The following is a 16,207-nucleotide window of genomic DNA, read 5'->3' as shown; positions in this document are numbered from 1 at the left end:
GACTCCCATGACCGACGGAGACACGATGAGCAGGGCCCCGAGGGCCGACGAGCAGGCGTCCGTACCCCACGCCGCCGACCGCCACGACCTGATCCGCGTGCACGGCGCGCGCGAGAACAACCTCAAGGACGTGAGCATCGAGATCCCGAAGCGCCGGCTCACGGTCTTCACCGGGGTCTCCGGCTCGGGCAAGAGCTCCCTCGTGTTCGACACGATCGCCGCGGAGTCGCAGCGGCTGATCAACGAGACGTACAGCGCCTTCGTCCAGGGCTTCATGCCGACGCTCGCCCGGCCCGAGGTCGACGTCCTCGAAGGCCTGACGACCGCGATCATCGTCGACCAGCAGCGTCTCGGCGCCGACCCCCGCTCCACCGTCGGCACCGCCACCGACGTCAACGCGATGCTGCGGATCCTCTTCAGCCGGCTCGGCGAGCCGCACATCGGCCCGCCCAGCGCGTACGCCTTCAACGTCCCCTCGGTCCGCGCCAGCGGCGCGATCACCGTCGAGCGCGGCGACAGGAAGACCGAGAAGGCGACCTTCGAGCGCACCGGCGGCATGTGTCCGGGCTGCGAGGGCCGGGGCACGGTCTCCGACATCGACCTCACCCAGCTCTTCGACGACTCGAAGTCGCTCGCCGAGGGCGCGCTCACCATTCCCGGCTACACCTCCGGCGGCTGGAACCACCGCCTCTACGCCGAGTCCGGCTTCGTCGACCGGGACAAACCGATCCGCGAGTACACCGAGAAGGAACGGGCGGACTTCCTCCACCACGAGCCGGTCCGGATGAAGATCGCCGGCATCAACATGACCTACGAGGGTCTGGTCCCGCGCATCCAGAAGTCCTTCCTCGCCAAGGACAAGGAGGGCATGCAGCCCCACATCCGGGCCTTCGTCGAGCGGGCCGTCACCTTCACCACCTGCCCCGACTGCGACGGCACCCGGCTCAGCGAGGGCGCCAGGGCCTCGAAGATCAAGAAGATCAGCATCGCCGACGCCTGCGCGATGCAGATCAGCGACCTCGCCGACTGGGTCCGCGGCCTCGACGAACCCTCCGTGGCGCCCCTGCTCACCGCCCTCCAGCTGACCCTCGACTCCTTCGTCGAGATCGGCCTCGGCTACCTCTCCCTGGACCGGCCCTCGGGCACCCTGTCCGGCGGCGAGGCACAGCGCGTCAAGATGATCCGCCACCTCGGCTCCTCGCTCACCGACGTCACGTACGTCTTCGACGAGCCCACCATCGGCCTGCACCCGCACGACATCCGGCGGATGAACGACCTGCTGCTCCAACTGCGCGACAAGGGCAACACGGTGCTCGTCGTGGAGCACAAGCCGGAGGCGATCGTGATCGCCGACCACGTCGTCGACCTCGGCCCCGGCGCCGGTACGGAGGGCGGCACCGTCTGCTTCGAGGGCACCGTCGACGGGCTGCGGGCCGCCGGCACCGTCACCGGCCGCCACCTCGACGACCGGGCAGCCCTCAAGGAGTCGGTGCGCACGCCCACCGGGGCCCTGAAGATCCGGGGCGCCTCCACGCACAACCTGCGCGACGTCGACGTCGACATCCCGCTCGGGGTGCTCACCGTCGTCACCGGCGTCGCCGGCTCCGGCAAGAGCTCGCTCGTCCACGGCTCGATCCCCGCAGGCGAGGAGGTGATCTCCGTCGACCAGGGCGCGATCCGCGGCTCCCGGCGCAGCAACCCCGCCACGTACACCGGCCTCCTCGACCCGATCCGCAAGGCCTTCGCCAAGGCCAACGGCGTGAAGCCGGCGCTGTTCAGCGCCAACTCCGAGGGCGCCTGCCCCACCTGCAACGGCGCGGGCGTCATCTACACCGACCTGGGGATGATGGCCGGGGTCTCCTCCACCTGCGAGGACTGCGAGGGCAAGCGGTTCCAGCCCTCGGTGCTCGAACACCTCCTCGGCGGCCGGGACATCAGCGAGGTGCTCGCGATGTCCGTGACCGAGGCCGAGGAGTTCTTCGGCTCCGGCGAGGCCCACACCCCGGCCGCGCAGCGCATCCTCGCCCGGCTCGCCGACGTCGGACTCGGCTACCTGAGCCTCGGCCAGCCGCTCACCACGCTCTCCGGCGGCGAGCGGCAGCGGCTCAAGCTGGCCACGCACATGGCGGACAAGGGCGGCGTCTACGTCCTCGACGAGCCGACCACCGGCCTCCACCTCGCCGACGTCGAGCAGCTCCTCGGTCTCCTCGACCGGCTCGTGGACTCCGGCAAGTCGGTCATCGTCGTCGAGCACCACCAGGCGGTCATGGCGCACGCCGACTGGATCATCGACCTCGGTCCCGGCGCGGGCCACGACGGCGGGAAGATCGTCTTCGAGGGCACGCCCGCCGACCTCGTCGCGGCCCGCTCCACCCTCACCGGCGAGCACCTCGCGGAGTACGTCGGCGCCTGACCCGTGCGAAAAGGCGGCGGTCCGGGGCTTCGGCCGCCGGGTCGCCGCTCAGTCGCCCGTACGGGGGAAGAGCGCCCGGGGCGCGTCCACGCAGGTGTCCCGCGAGACGGGTCCGCCGAACCGCAGCCGGTCGTACGCCGTGAACGCCGGCTCCAGGGCGTCGAGCGCGTCCACGCGCGCGTGGAGGGCGGCGCGCCACTCCGGCGAGGGATCGACCCCGGCGGCCGCATCGGCTCCGGCGGCCGCGAGATACGCGGTGATCTCCGCCGTCAGCTCCTCCTTCCTGCGGATGTTCGCCGGGGTGACCGCGTGCAGACAGACGTACTGGCCGCTCAGGTACGCCGCCCACTCCTCGTCGCCCCGATCCGGGTCCTCCCAGTGCCCGGTGAACCACGCGCGCAGACGGTCGACACCGCCCGCCGCCTCAGCGAGGGCGAACAGATCCCGCGGCACCATCTCGGCGCCGTCCGACCGCAGATAGCCGGGCAGCGGCAGCAGGCCCGCGAGCATCAGCCGCCGGACCTCGTCGGCGTCCCGGCCGAGCGCGGCGCACAGCACGTCCAGCGGGACGAACTGGGCGGAGACGTACGCGTCGTCGTCGGCGGTCATCGGATGGTCGCCGTTCACCTCGCGGAACCGCTCGGCGATCCGTACCGCCACGGGCACGTCGTCCGTCATCGCGTCACTCCCTCGGGAAGGCCGTCCGGGCCGGTCCCGGACGGTGTTCCCGCAGGCTAGAAGCCGGACCGTGCGGCGCCCACCGAACCGTCGCCGGCACGACCGGGTCCGGTGTCTCCAGCGGCGCCGCACGACCGGCGGTCCATGGCGCGGGCATCGGGCCGGTGACCGACAGCGCGAGCCTCAGGCCCGGCGGGCCGTCCTGCGCCGCCACCCCCACAGGGCGAGCGCGGCGGCGCAGGCCGAGCCCACCAGGGCCAGCGGGAGCCCGGCGGACGGGGCCGAGGCCTCCGCCGCCCGGGACTTCTTCCCGGGCGCGGCCACCGCCTCGGCCCTCGCCTTCGCGCCTGCCCCGGCCCCGGCCTCCGCTCCTGCCTCCGCGCCTGCCTGGGGCGCCGTCGCCACCGCCTTCGCGCCGCGTCCCTCACGGGCCACCGACACCGCCCGCGTGCCCGCGTCGGCCGCGGCCTTCGTCCGTACCGGCGCGAGCGAGCCCACCGGCTGCACCCGCCCCGCCGCCTCGAAGCCCCAGTCGAGCAGCTCCCGCGCCTCCTCGTACACGGTGAACCCGCCGCCCTCCTGAGGGTTCATCACCGAGACGACGAGCGTCCGGTCACCGCGCCGGGCCGCCGAGATCAGCGTGTTGCCCGCGTTGGTCGTGTAGCCGTTCTTGATCCCGAGGAGCCCCGGGTAGCGCTCCACCCCGTTCTCGCCGGTCAGGAGCCGGTTGGTGTTGGCGATGCCGTACGACCAGGAGCCCGCGGGGAACTCCGCGTACGCCGTCGAGCAGTACCGGGCGAACTCCGGGTCCTGGAGCCCGATCCGGCCGAAGACCGCCAGGTCGTACGCGGAGGACACCTGGCCGGGGGCGTCGTAGCCGTCGGGGGAGACCACGTGGGTGTCCTCGGCGCCCAGGGAGCGGGCCTTCTCCTGCATCTGCCGGGTCGTCGACTCCCAGCCGCCGTTCATCTCCGCCAGGACGTGCACGGCGTCGTTCCCCGAGCTGAGGAAGACGCCGTTCCACAGGTCCGAGACCTTGTACGTGTACCCCTCCTTGACGCCGACCAGGCTGCTGCCCTCGCCGATCCCGGTCAGCTCGGAATCGGCCACGGTGTGCAGCTCGGAGGGCTTGTGGCGGGGGAGCGCGGTGAGCGCGAACAGCGCCTTCAGGGTGCTCGCCGGGGGCAGCTTCCGGTGCGCGTTCCGCGCGGCGAGCACCTCGCCCGAGGAGGCGTCCGCCACCACCCACGACAGCGCGGAGACCGAGGGCACGGCGGGCGCGCCCGGCAGCCGCTGCACCTGGGTGCCCTTCCGGGAGAGCCGTGTCCGGTCGACGTACTGGCGCGCGGGCGGAGTGGGCTCCCCGACGGAGGACACGACCCGGGAGACGGGAGTGGCGGGAGAGGCGACGGCCGCCGGAACGGGCAGCACGAACAGCAGCGCCGCGGAACCGGCGGCGGCGTGACGGACAGCTGACGTGACGATCATTCAGCCACCGTAGGAAGGAGGCGCGGACCGCGCAGATCGGAGTGCGCCGACCGGCGTAGCGGGTGTGGCGTACGGCGGCGAGTCGTGCGTCCGCCCGGGTGGTGCCGACCCCGTCGAGCGGGCCCGGACCCGCTGTCGGTGGCGCAGGGCATCCTTGTGACGTGCCCTCATACCCGCATCAGAGCAACGCCGTTCCGGACGGGAGCCCCGCGGCGACCCCCGCCGCGCCGGCGGGCCGGTCCGTCCCCGCCCCCGCCGGCCCCTTCGGCGCACCCGCCCTCCGGCCCGAGCGGCAGTCCCGTACCGCCCCCGCCGAGCACATGATCGTGTGCGGTGACGACGCCCTCGCCCACCGCCTCGCGCGCGAACTCCACGAGGTGTACGGGGAGCAGGTCACGCTCCTGGTGCCGGCGCTGCCCGACGCGCCCCGCACGCCCGCGGGCCGCACGGGCCGGGCGCTCGCCCTGTTCGGCCGGGTGACCGCCGCCGTCACCCGCACCACCGGGGCCGGTGCCGTGGCCGGATCCCCCGGGGACGATCCCACCGGCGTCCTGCGGGTCGTCGAGTCCGCCGAGGCGGACGACCGGGCCCTGACGGACGCCGGGGTCGAGCGCGCCGCCGCCCTCGCCCTCGTCCACGAGGACGACGAGACCAACATCCGGGCCGCGCTCACCGCCCGCCGGCTCAACCCCCGCCTGCGCCTGGTGATCCGGCTCTACAACCGCAAGCTCGGCCAGCACCTCGAAACCCTCCTCGACCAGGCCGCCGCCGTCGCCGAACCCGGCCTCGACCCGGAGAAGCTGGACGCCGCCACCACGGTCCTCTCCGACGTCGACACCGCCGCCCCCGGCCTCGCCGCGGCCGCCGTCGCGGGCACCAGCAAGGTGGTGCAGGCCGGGGGACTGCTGCTGCACGCCGTGGACCGGCCGCCCGTCGCGGGCCAGGCACCCGACCCCGGGCTCTGCACGCTCGCCCTGCTCTCCGCCACCGCCGGCGACCCGGTCGGCTGCGAGGGCTCCGAGCGCAGCGGCGACGCCGGCCCCCGCCTCCTGCCGGACGACCGGACGGTCGCCGCCGCCACCGGACGGGCCGCCGTCACCCTCGAAGCGGTCACCCCGGCGGGCCCGGCCCTCCCCACGGCCCGCCTCGCCGCCTCCGCGCTGCCCGTCGCCTCCCTCTTCTCCCGCCGTCTGCGCTGGTCCCTCGCGGGCGCCGTCGCCGCCGTCCTCGCGCTCGCCCTCACCTCCACCTTCACCACCGGCGACCACCCCCTGCACGCCGCCTATCTGACGCTGCTCGACATCTTCGCCATCGGCGACCCGGCGGTCGGCGAGCCGACCAGCCGCCAACTGCTCCAGATCCTCGCCGGGTTCGTCGGCCTCCTGCTGCTCCCGGTGATCGTCGCCGCCCTCCTCGAAGGCCTCGGCACCTTCCGCACCGCGACCGCCCTGCGCCGCCCGCCGCGCGGACTCTCCGGCCACGTCGTGCTCCTCGGGCTCGGCAAGGTCGGCACCCGTGTCCTCGCCCGGCTCCGCAGGCTGAACATCCCGGTGGTGTGCGTCGAATCCGACCCGGAGGCCCGGGGCATCGCCCTCGCCCGCCGGCTGCGCGTGCCCACCGTCATCGGCGACGTCACCGAGGAGGGCGTCCTGGAAGCCGCCCGCATCCACCGCGCCCGCGCCCTCCTCGCCCTGACCAGCGTCGACATCACCAACCTGGAGGCCGCGCTCTCCGCCCGCGCCGTCACCCCGGACCTGCGGGTCGTCCTGCGCCTGTTCGACGACGACTTCGCCACCGCCGTCTTCCGCACCCTGCGCACCGCCCATCCCGGGGCCCTCACCCGGAGCCGCAGCGTCTCCCACCTCGCCGCACCCGCCTTCGCGGGCGCCATGATGGGCCGCCAGGTCTTCGGCGCCGTACCGGTCGAGCGCCGCGTCCTCCTCTTCGCCGCCGTGGACGTCGCGGACCACCCGCTCCTGGAGGGCCGGACCGTCGCCGAGGCCTTCCGGCCGGGTGCCTGGCGGGTCATCGCCCTCGACGGACGCGGGCGCGGAGGCGGCTCCGGCCAGGACTGGCGTCTCCGGCCGGATCGTCTCCTCGGCGCGGGGGACCGGGTGGTGGTGGCCGCCACCCGCCGGGGCCTGGCCGAACTCCACGGCCGGGGCGGCCGGGACGCCCGCGGCGCGTCGGACAACTCCGTACGAACGGAGCGTGGTTGACCGTAGGATCTGACCGCTCACGTGCCGAAACGGCCCTCAACGGCCGGCAACGGTCCGCGATGGCCCGCACCGGCCCGCACCGGCCCGCATCCGCAGTCAGGAGTCCCTTCCTTGAACACGCCGCACACCACCCCGGCCGCCGGCCGCCCGCCGCACCGCATGGACCCGGCGGGCGGCTGCCCGCACGCGGACAACGCCCGGCTGCTCGCCGAGGGCGCCGTGGCCCCGGTGATCCTGCCCGGCGAGATCGAGGGCATGGCGGTGCTCGGCCACGACGCGCTGCGCGACTTCCTCTCCCACCCCGACGTCGCCAAGGGGCCCCAGCACTTCACCGCGCTCGCCGAGGGCCGCATACCCGAGGGCTGGCCGCTGCTGACCTTCGCCACCGTCCCCGGCATGATCACCGCCGACGGGGCCGACCACCGCAGGCTGCGCACCCTCGTCAGCAGCGCCTTCACCGCCCGCCGGGTCGAGGAGCTCCGCCCGCGCGTCGAGACGGTCACCGCCGGACTCCTCGACGGCCTCGCGGAGGCTGCCCGCGCCGGCGACGGCGTCGCCGATCTGCGCCGCCACTACGCGCTTCCGCTGCCGCTCGGCGTGATCTGCGAACTCCTCGGCGTCGACCCGGCCCACCAGGACCGGCTGCACCACCTGTCCAGCCTGGTCGTCGCCACCGACACCGAGCCCGCCCGGGCCGTCGCCGCCAACCGGGACCTCGTCGAGCTGCTCGCCTCCATCGCCGCCGACAAGGCCGCCGCCCCTGGAGACGACCTCACCAGCGCCCTCATCGCGGCCCGGGACGAGGGCGGCGACCGGCTCAGCCAGCCCGAGCTGATCGGCACCCTGCTCCTGATGATCGTCGCGGGCCACGAGACCACCCTGAACCTCGTCACCAACGCCGTCCGGGCGCTCTGCGCCCACCGCGACCAGCTGGCCCTGGTCATCGAGGGCCGCGCCGACTGGGCCGACGTGGTGGAGGAGACCCTCCGCTGGGACAGTCCGGTCAGCTACTTCCCGTTCCGCTACCCCACCCGCGACCTCACCGTCGACGGCACGGTCATCCCGCAGGGCACCCCCGTCCTCGCCGGATACTCGGCGGCGGGCCGCGACACGAAGGCCCACGGCCCGGACGCCGACCGCTTCGACATCACCCGCACCGCGACGGCGAAGCACCTCTCGCTCGGCCACGGCCCCCACTACTGCCTGGGCGCCCCGCTCGCCCGGATGGAGGCCGCGATCGCCCTGGAGTCGCTCTTCACCCGCTTCCCCGACCTGGACCTGGCGGTCCCGGAGGCGGAGCTGACCCGCCACTCCGGCTTCGTCGGCAACAGCGTCCGGGCCCTCCCGGTCCGCCCGGGCGTCTGAGGGTCCTTCCCGTCCGCCTCAACCGGTGCGCCCCCAGGCGGTCGCGGGGGAGGCCCGCAGGGAGGAGACGAGGCGCAGCAGCCGGTCCTCGTTCCCGGCGAGGCCCGCCGCGCGCAGCGCCTCGTCGGCCTCGGCCATCGGATGGGCGAGCATCACCCCCGCGTACGGGGCGAGCTGCGGGTCGGTCAGCACGGCCTGCGTGGACTCGAGCAGCCGCAGGTACGCCTGGGCGGCCGCGCGCTCGCTGGCGGTGATCGTGGTCATGTCGGGCTCCCTCTCGACAGTTCGGCGCTCACCACCTTCTCGTACGGGTCTGACAATGGGGCTCAGGCCCGCCCGTCGAGGTGTTCCGACAGCCGTTCCAGGAAGACCCGCTGCCCGGAGACGAGCAGGGGAGCAGCGGTCTCCGGGGAGAACCAGCCCACCCGGTCGATCTCCGGGAACTCCTCCCGGATCCCGGACCGGGGCGGCCACTCCATGACGAAGGTGCCCGGGACGACCTCGGCCGGGTCGAGGTCGCCCTCGACGGCCCACACGGTGACGAGCTTCCCGTTCCGCTGGCGGGACTCGCCGAGGGCGAACCACTCGCCGTCGGGGGCCGGGAGCCCCAGCTCCTCCAGGAACTCGCGGGCGGCCGCGGCCTCGGGGGCCTCGTCCGGTTCGTACTCCCCCTTGGGGATCGACCAGGCCGACTCCTCGCGGGAGGCCCAGAAGGGCCCGCCCATGTGACCGATGAGCACCTCGACGCCACCGCCCGTCGTGCGGCGGAAGACCAGAAGACCCGCGCTGCGCTTGTCCGGCATGCGCCCCAGTCTGACCGAAGGCTCCGGCCGACGCAGCCCCCGCGCGCGCGTGCTCCTATTCCTGTGCGTCGACCGTCACCGGGCCGGCGGTGAGGTCCACCCCGCTCGTCCACCGTGCCCCGAGCCGTACCGAACGCCAGGGGACGAGCGTCCCGCCCAGCCGCTCCCGCCGCAGCGGGACGCCGTTCTGGGCGACGGTCAGGACCGGGCGCACGAGCCGCCGCTCCGGCCGGACCAGGAGGGGCGCCGCCTCCGGACCGGTCAGGCCCGGTGTCACCCACCGCAGCGGGCCCACCGCCGTCACGGGCACCCCGGCGGCCGGCCAGGGGCGGCCGCCGAGCCGTTCGAGCACCGGATCCGCCACCGCCCGCCCCTCGGCGGCGGCCACCGGCGCGGGCTCCACCCCGCGCAGCAGGTTGCCGACGGCGAAGACCCCGGGCTCGGCCGTGCGGAAGCCGGGGTCCGTCACGGGGCCCCGGGTGCCCGGGGCGAGCGGCAGCCCGCGGGCGCGGACGAGCTCGTGGTCCGGGATCCAGTCGCCGGTGAAGACCACCGTGTCGCACCGCAGCACGGCCGCCCGCCCGTCCCCGCCCCGCACCGCGACCCCGGTCAGCCGGCCGCGTCCGAGCAGCTCCGTCACGACCGTCCCGGTCAGGACCGGGACCCGCTCGGACGTCACCGCGGCGGAGGGGAGTCCGGTGACGACGGCCGCCACCTCCACCCCGGCCGCGCGCAGCGTGCGCACCGCGCCGCGGGCCACCGGGTCGCCGCCGACGACCACCGCCCGCCGCCCGACGGACTCCCCGAGCCGCCCGACGGACTTCCCGTGCGGCCCGACGGACTCCCCGTGCGGCCCGAAGCGTGCGACCGTCCGCTGGAGCTCGCCCGTGGTCAGCACCCCGGCCGGGCGCGTGCCCGGCACGAGCCGGGCGCTGCGGGGCCGTTCGCGGGCCCCGGTGGCGAGGACCACCGCGCCCGCCCGGATCCGTTCGAGGCCGGTCGGGGCGGTGACGTCCAGGGTGAGGGGCCCGGCCCAGCCGGTGACCGAGACGCCGGTACGGACGACCGCCCCCGCCCGCAGGGCCGCCCGCACCGCGCGCCGCGCGTACGCCGGGCCGTCCAGGGCGCGCCCCCGGGCGTCCGCGCCGAACCCCGGCCGGACGCAGTGGCGCGGCACTCCGCCCGCCGCGGCCTCCCGCTCCAGGACCTCGACGCGGCCCGCGCCCGCCGCCGCGAGCCGGGCGGCCGCGGCGAGCCCGGCGGGTCCCGCGCCCACGACGAGGACGTCGACCGTACGGATCACCGGGCCCCCTCCTCGTACGGCCGCTCCTCGAACAGGGCCCGTACCTCCGCGCCGCAGTGGTTCCCCTGGCAGCGGCCGCCCCGTGCGCGCGTCCTGCGCCGCAGCCCGTCGAGGCCGCCGGGCGGGATCGTCGAGCCGAGCGCGGCCCGGATCTCGCCCCGGGTGACCCGCTCGCAGTGACAGACGATCATCCCGAACTCCGGGTCGCGGGCGATGAGTTCGGCGTCGCGGTACGGGCGGGGGAAGGCCTCGCCGAGGTTCGGCATCCGGACCGGGGCGAGCGGGCGGGACGGTCCCGGATCGAGGCCGCAGTCCGCGAGGAGGCCGAGCACGTGCTCGGCGATGGCCAGGGAGGCGGTGAGCCCGGTGGAACGGATCCCGCCCACCGTCACGTACCGCAGCCCGGGGTGGGCGGCGATCCGGTAGTCCTCCTGTCCGGTGGCGGCCCGCAGCCCCGCGTAGACGGCGGTGACCTCCTCGTCGAGGAGCGCGGGGAGGATCCGGCCGCCCTGCTCGCGCAGCCCGGCGAGCCCCTCCGCCGTCGTGCCCGTGGCGGTCTTGTCGTCGAGGTCCTCGGCGGTGGGCCCGAGCATGACGTTCCCGTACACCGTCGGCGAGATGAGCACGCCCTTGCCTAGCGGTCCGGGCACGGGCAGCAGGATGTGCCGGACCAGGTCGCGGGCGAACTTGTCGAAGACGAGCAGCTGGCCCCGGCGCGGGGTGACGGTGAAGTCCTCCCTGCCGACCAGGGCGTCGAAGGCGTCGGCGTGGAGACCGCAGGCGTTGACGAGGAGGCGGGTCCGCAGCACCCCGCGCCGGGTGACGAGCCGGTGGTACGGATCACCCGGACGCGCCTTCTCCACCCGGCAGTTCAGATGCAGGTCGACCCCGGAGCGGACGGCCTGGGTGGCGTACGCGAGGGTGGTCGTCCACGGGCAGATCACCGACTCGCCCGGCACTTCGAGCGCGCCGAGGGCGCCCGGACCCAAGTGGGGTTCGTGTACGGCGAGTTCGGGCGCCGAGAGGAGGCGGGTGGTGCGGTGGCCGTTGCGCTCCGCCTTCTCCGCGAGGCGGGGGAGCGCCGCCCGCTGCTCCTCGTCCCAGGCGACGAGCAGCGCGCCCAGCGGCTCCACGGGAATGCCGGCCTCCCGCGCGTACGCGCTGAGCAGCCGGTGTCCCTCGCGCACGAGCCGGGCCTCCAGCGTGCCGGGTGCGGCGTCGAAACCCGTGTGCAGGATGGCCGTGTTGGCCTTCGAGGTGCCGTCGCCGACGTCGTTCGCCGCCTCCACGAGCGCGATCCGCAGCGGGTGACGGGCCAGCGCGCGGGCGATCGCGGAACCCACGACCCCCGCGCCGACGACCACGACGTCGTACTCCGCGGCCTCACCGGTGGGGAGCGGTCCGGTCCGTGTGACGCTCATGCGGCCCCGCCGCCGACCGCGGCACCGAGACCGGCCCCGCCGCCCGCGCCGGACCCCGACCCGGCAACCGCGTCCGCCCCCGACCCGGCAACCGCGTCCGAGCCCGATCCGGTGTCCGCGCCCGCGCCCGTACCGCCCGCGCCCCCCGACCGCTCCACCAGCGCCGTCACCTCCGCGCGGAAGCGCCCGAGGCGCTCCGCCGCCTCCCCGGCCGAGATCCGGGGCTCGTACACCGCCGAGGGCTTCCACTCCGGTACGGCCTCGCGGAGCGTGAGCCCGCGCTGGTGTCCGAGCCGGGCGACCGCGCCCACGCCGAGCGCCGTGGCATCGGGCAACGACGCGACCTCGACGGGAAGTTGCAGCAGATCGGCCTGGGTCTGCATGAGCAGGGCCGACCGGGTCAGGCCGCCGTCGGCGCGCAGCGCGGTCAGCGGTGCGCCCCGGTCCGCGGCGGCGGCCGCGGCGAGCTCCACGACCTGGGCGGCGATGCCCTCGCACAGGGCGCGCACCAGATGGCCGGGGCCGGTGTCCAGGCCGAGTCCGGTGAGCGAGCCGCGTACGTCCCCCCGCCACCAGGGCGCGGCGAGCCCGGCGAACGCGGGGACGAAGGTGACGCCGCCCGCGTCCGGCACGCTCCCGCCGACCGCGTCGAGCTCCCCGGCCCCGGCGATCACGCCCAGGTCGGTGAGCCAGCGCACGGCCGAGGAGACCGTGTACACCTGGCCGTCCAGGCAGTGGGTGACGCGCCCGCCGAGCCGCCAGGCCACGCAGCTCACCAGGCCGGAGGCGGTGCGCCGGGGCTCGGGGCCGGTCTGCGCGAGGAGGAAGGCGCCCGTGCCGTAGGTGCACTTGGCGGCGGCGGGGTCGTCGGCGCTCTGGGCGAGCAGCGCCGCCTGCTGGTCCACCAGGAGCCCGGTGAGCGGCAGGGCGGGGCCGAACGCGGTCGTGGTGCCGATCGGGGTGTCGCAGTCCACGACCCGGGGGAGCGCCTCGCCGCCGAGTCCGTACAGGTCGAGGGCGGTCTCCGACCAGGCGACCGTGTCGAGGTCGAGGAGGCCGGTCCGTCCGGCGGTCGCCGCGTCCGTGACGAACGCGCCGGTGAGCCGGTGGACGAGCCAGGCGTCGCTGGTGGTGACGACGCCCGCGCCGGTGGCGTGGCGGCGGATCCAGGCCATCTTCGGCGCCGCGAAGTACGGGTCCACCGGAAGGCCGGTGAGACGGCGCAGCTCCTCGGCACGGTCGTCGAGGCCGGCGCAGACGGAGGCCGCCCTGCGGTCCTGCCAGACGAGGGCGTCGGTGAGCGGTTCGCCGGTGGCGGGGTCCCAGGCGAGCACGGTCTCGCCCTGGTTGGCGAGGCCCACGGCGACGACGTGCGCGTCCGCCTCGGCGAGCGCCGCGCGCCCGGCGGCGACCACGGAGTCGTACAGCTCACGCGGGTCGACCTCGACCAGGCCGCCGGGGAGGTGGCGGGGCCGGACCGGGGCCGTCCCGGTGCCGATGACGCCGCGCTCGGGGCAGAGGACGAGGGCCTTCGTACCGGACGTGCCCTGGTCGACGGCGAGTACCGCTCCGCCCGTCATTCCGCTGCTCCCGTCGTTCGACCGCTCCGTGATCATCCGATCACCGAAAAGGGTCAGGGTGCCGCTGCCCGGGGCCTTCGTCAAGCCTCGGCGAACGACCCCGTCAGGTCGCCCGGAATACTTGACGGTAAGTCAAATTCAGTCGTTGGCTCAATAGTTGCTGTCACAAAAGAAAGTGGACCGGGCGCATCCAGAGCCCTCTATAGTGATCGCCGATCAACGGCCGGGACGCCCGCCGGGGGACTGACCACCCCCTCCATCCACCGAGGACCCATGTCATCCACACCACGCCCCACCCCCTGATGGCCGGACACGGATTCCGGCCCGTCTACCACCCCGCCGGCCACGACCACGCCCTGCGCAACGCCGTCCAGGACTTACGCACCGGCCGCTGGGTGGCCATGGCCCGGCTGCTCGACGAGACCTCCGACTGGGAGGCCTGGACCCGGCGCACCCAGGTCCTCGCCACCGTCGCCGCGGGCACCGACGTCGTCCCGCTCTGGCGCGCCGAGCAGCCCGAGAGCCACGCCGCCACCGTGATGCACAGCCGCGTCGCCGTCGAGCGCGCCGTCCGCGCCCACCGCTCCGGCCACGCCAGGACCCCCGAACTCTGGCAGGAGGCCCGGACCGCCTGCCGCGAGGCCTCCGACCGGTCGCCCGCCGACCCCGTCCCCTGGGTCGGCCTCATCGCCCTCGCCGCCCTCGACGGAAGCCAGCGCATGGCCGAGCACCGGCTCACCCCGCCGGCGCCCATGCTGCCGCCCGGCCCCTGGGGCCTGCTCGCCGAGGTGGAGAAGCGCGACCCGCACAACCGCGAGGCCCACCACCGCATGCTGCAGTTCGTGTACGCCCGCCGGTCCGGACCCCTCTCCGAGGCCGTCAACTACTCGTACTGGGCCGCAGGTTCGGCACCCGTCGGCTCCGCCCTGCACGCCCTCCCGCTCTACGTCCGCGTCGAGCGCTACCGGCGCGAGCGCGGCCACGAGCGCGCCCTCGACCTCCACTGGGTCGCCGAGGACGCCGTACGCGACGCCCAGCGCGCCCTGGACGCCTGGTTCCTCTTCTGCGCCACCGACGGGGCCTCGCTGCTCGACCTCAACCACCTGGCGCACGCCCTCTTCGGAGCCCTCCGCTTCGCCGACGCCGCCCGGGTCTTCGAGGCGCTCGGCCCGTACTACACCACCCTCCCCTGGGCCTACCGCACCGCTCACCCGGAGGACCGGGCCCTCGCCGAGGAGGTCTTCCTGCGCGCCCGCGCCCGCTGTCTCAGCGGCTGACGCACCCACCGCGCCGGGCGTTTCGCCCCCGCTTTCAAGCTTCCCCCCACCCCCGCTCCCCCCGTCCCCCGGAGGTCCCCATGTCCCGCACCGAAGCCCCGATCGAGCCGATGCGCATGCCACCGCCGTCCCAGGACGAGGAGGCGAGACTGAGAGAGCTCGGCTACCAGCCCGTCCTCGCCCGCCGCATGGACGGCTTCGGCAACTTCGCGATCAGCTTCTCGGTCATCTCCGTCCTCTCCGGCTGCATGACCCTCTACGGCTTCGGCATGGGCACCGGCGGCCCCTCCGTCATGCTGTGGGGCTGGGTCGGCGTCGGCCTCTTCGTCCTGTGCGTGGGCCTCGCCCTCGCCGAGGTCACCAGCGCCTACCCGACCTCCGGCGCCCTCTACTACATGGCCGACCGGCTCGGTGGGCGCCGCTGGGGCTGGTACACCGGCTGGCTGAACCTGCTCGGTCTGCTCGGCGCCATCGCCGGCATCGACTACGGCGCGGCCCTCTTCACCGGAGCCTTCCTCAACCTCCAGTGGGGCTTCGTGCCCACCCCGGGCTCCACCTTCCTCGTCTTCCTGGCGATCCTGCTGCTCCACGCCGGCCTCAACCTCTTCGGCGTCCGCCTCGTCAGCGTCCTCAACTCGGTCAGCGTCTGGTGGCACCTGGCCGGTGTCGCCGTCATCGTCGGCGCGCTCGCGTTCGTCCCCGACCGCCACCAGTCCGTCGACTTCGTCTTCACGACGTTCGTCAACGACACCGGCTGGGCCAACCCGTTCTACGTCGCCGCGATCGGCCTGCTCCTCGCCCAGTACACCTTCTCCGGCTACGACGCCTCGGCCCACCTCTCCGAGGAGACCTCGAACGCCTCCGTCACCGCCGCCAAGGGCATCGTCCGGTCCATCTGGGTCTCCTGGCTCGCCGGCTTCGCCCTCCTCGCCGGACTCACCTTCGCCATCCAGGACTACGCCGGCACGCAGAACAGCGCCACCGGCGTCCCGCCCGCCCAGATCTTCCTGGACGCGCTCGGCTCCCGCGGCGCCGCCGTCCTGCTCCTCGTGGTGATCGTCGCCCAGCTCTTCTGCGGCAACGCCGAGGTGGCCGCCGCGAGCCGCATGGTCTTCGCCTTCAGCCGCGACAACGCCCTGCCCGGCTCGGCGCTCTGGCGCAAGGTCAGCGGCAGCACCCAGACGCCCGTCCCCGCCGTCTGGCTCGCGGTCGTCGTGGCCGCGGTGCTCGCCCTCCCCTCGCTGTACTCGGCCACCGCCTACGGTGCCGTCACCGCGATCAACGTCATCGGCATCACGCCCGCGTACGCCATCCCGGTCTACCTGCGGCTGCGCGCCGGGAACCGCTTCGTGCCCGGCCCGTGGAGCCTCGGCCGCTGGAGCAGGCCGGTCGGCTGGATCGCCGTCGTCTGGGTGGCGTTCGTGACCGTCCTCTTCTGCCTGCCGCAGAAGTCCCCGGTGAACGTGGACACGATGAACTACGCGGCCGTCGCGCTCGCCGTCGTGCTCGTCCTCGCCAGCGTCTGGTGGTACGTCGCCCGCCGCTCGTACGGCACGCCGACCGCGTACGGGACCGCCCGCGAGGAGGCGGAGATCGCCGAGGGCATCGTCTGACGTCCGGGCCCGGCTCCCGTCCCCTGTCCCGGACGGGAGCCGAGCGC

General features: G+C 74.8%; 12 protein-coding genes. 5 read left to right on the top strand and 7 right to left on the bottom strand.

Annotation, left to right across the window (positions count from 1 at the left end; all coding sequences use genetic code 11):
- Positions 1-25: 25 nt before the first annotated feature.
- Entirely contained in the window at positions 26-2,413 is a 2,388-nt protein-coding gene (locus SVTN_RS04025) for an ATP-binding cassette domain-containing protein (RefSeq protein ID WP_041133544.1), read from the top strand.
- A gap of 48 nt (positions 2,414-2,461) precedes the next feature.
- Here SVTN_RS04025 and SVTN_RS04020 read toward each other — a convergent pair whose 3' ends face one another.
- Complete coding sequence (locus SVTN_RS04020; protein WP_041127824.1) at positions 2,462-3,091, bottom strand: DUF6058 family natural product biosynthesis protein; 630 nt, start codon at positions 3,089-3,091, stop codon at positions 2,462-2,464.
- A gap of 183 nt (positions 3,092-3,274) precedes the next feature.
- A complete protein-coding gene (locus SVTN_RS04015; protein ID WP_041127823.1) occupies positions 3,275-4,579 on the bottom strand; it encodes a D-alanyl-D-alanine carboxypeptidase family protein in 1,305 nt (434 codons plus the stop codon).
- A gap of 320 nt (positions 4,580-4,899) precedes the next feature.
- Here SVTN_RS04015 and SVTN_RS04010 point away from each other — a divergent pair, with 320 nt between their 5' ends.
- On the top strand, positions 4,900-6,798 hold the full coding sequence (locus SVTN_RS04010) for an NAD-binding protein (RefSeq protein WP_041133543.1): 1,899 nt from the start codon (positions 4,900-4,902) through the stop codon (positions 6,796-6,798).
- A gap of 159 nt (positions 6,799-6,957) precedes the next feature.
- Positions 6,958-8,163, top strand: coding sequence for a cytochrome P450 family protein (locus SVTN_RS04005; RefSeq protein ID WP_041133542.1), 1,206 nt, complete (start codon positions 6,958-6,960; stop codon positions 8,161-8,163).
- Positions 8,164-8,181: 18 nt separating this feature from the next.
- Here the strand turns inward: SVTN_RS04005 and SVTN_RS04000 are convergent, their stop codons facing one another.
- From SVTN_RS04000 to SVTN_RS03980, 5 genes are all read right to left on the bottom strand, one after another.
- Complete coding sequence (locus SVTN_RS04000; RefSeq protein ID WP_041127822.1) at positions 8,182-8,427, bottom strand: hypothetical protein; 246 nt, start codon at positions 8,425-8,427, stop codon at positions 8,182-8,184.
- A gap of 62 nt (positions 8,428-8,489) precedes the next feature.
- The gene (locus SVTN_RS03995) at positions 8,490-8,966 is read right to left on the bottom strand and encodes an NUDIX hydrolase (RefSeq protein WP_041127821.1); all 477 of its coding nucleotides are present in this window, start codon (positions 8,964-8,966) and stop codon (positions 8,490-8,492) included.
- Between the two features lie 55 nt (positions 8,967-9,021).
- Positions 9,022-10,269, bottom strand: a complete 1,248-nt coding sequence (locus SVTN_RS03990; protein ID WP_041127820.1) for an FAD-dependent oxidoreductase — start codon at positions 10,267-10,269, stop codon at positions 9,022-9,024.
- Positions 10,266-11,690 carry an FAD-dependent oxidoreductase gene (locus SVTN_RS03985; RefSeq protein ID WP_041127819.1) on the bottom strand — a complete coding sequence of 475 codons (1,425 nt, stop codon included), beginning with the start codon at positions 11,688-11,690 and terminating at the stop codon, positions 10,266-10,268. Before SVTN_RS03985 ends, SVTN_RS03990 begins: the two co-directional genes overlap by 4 nt.
- Entirely contained in the window at positions 11,687-13,270 is a 1,584-nt protein-coding gene (locus SVTN_RS03980) for an FGGY family carbohydrate kinase (protein WP_078908715.1), read from the bottom strand. Before SVTN_RS03980 ends, SVTN_RS03985 begins: the two co-directional genes overlap by 4 nt.
- A gap of 302 nt (positions 13,271-13,572) precedes the next feature.
- On the opposite strand from SVTN_RS03980, the gene SVTN_RS03975 reads away from it, so the two are divergent.
- A complete protein-coding gene (locus SVTN_RS03975) occupies positions 13,573-14,547 on the top strand; it encodes a hypothetical protein (protein WP_041127818.1) in 975 nt (324 codons plus the stop codon).
- Between the two features lie 80 nt (positions 14,548-14,627).
- Entirely contained in the window at positions 14,628-16,160 is a 1,533-nt protein-coding gene (locus SVTN_RS03970; RefSeq protein WP_041127817.1) for an amino acid permease, read from the top strand.
- The last annotated feature ends 47 nt before the right edge of the window (positions 16,161-16,207 follow it).

The organism is Streptomyces vietnamensis (assembly GCF_000830005.1).
GTDB classification, from domain to species: Bacteria; Actinomycetota; Actinomycetes; order Streptomycetales; family Streptomycetaceae; genus Streptomyces; species Streptomyces vietnamensis.
This window is presented reverse-complemented; position numbering and strand designations above follow the sequence as displayed.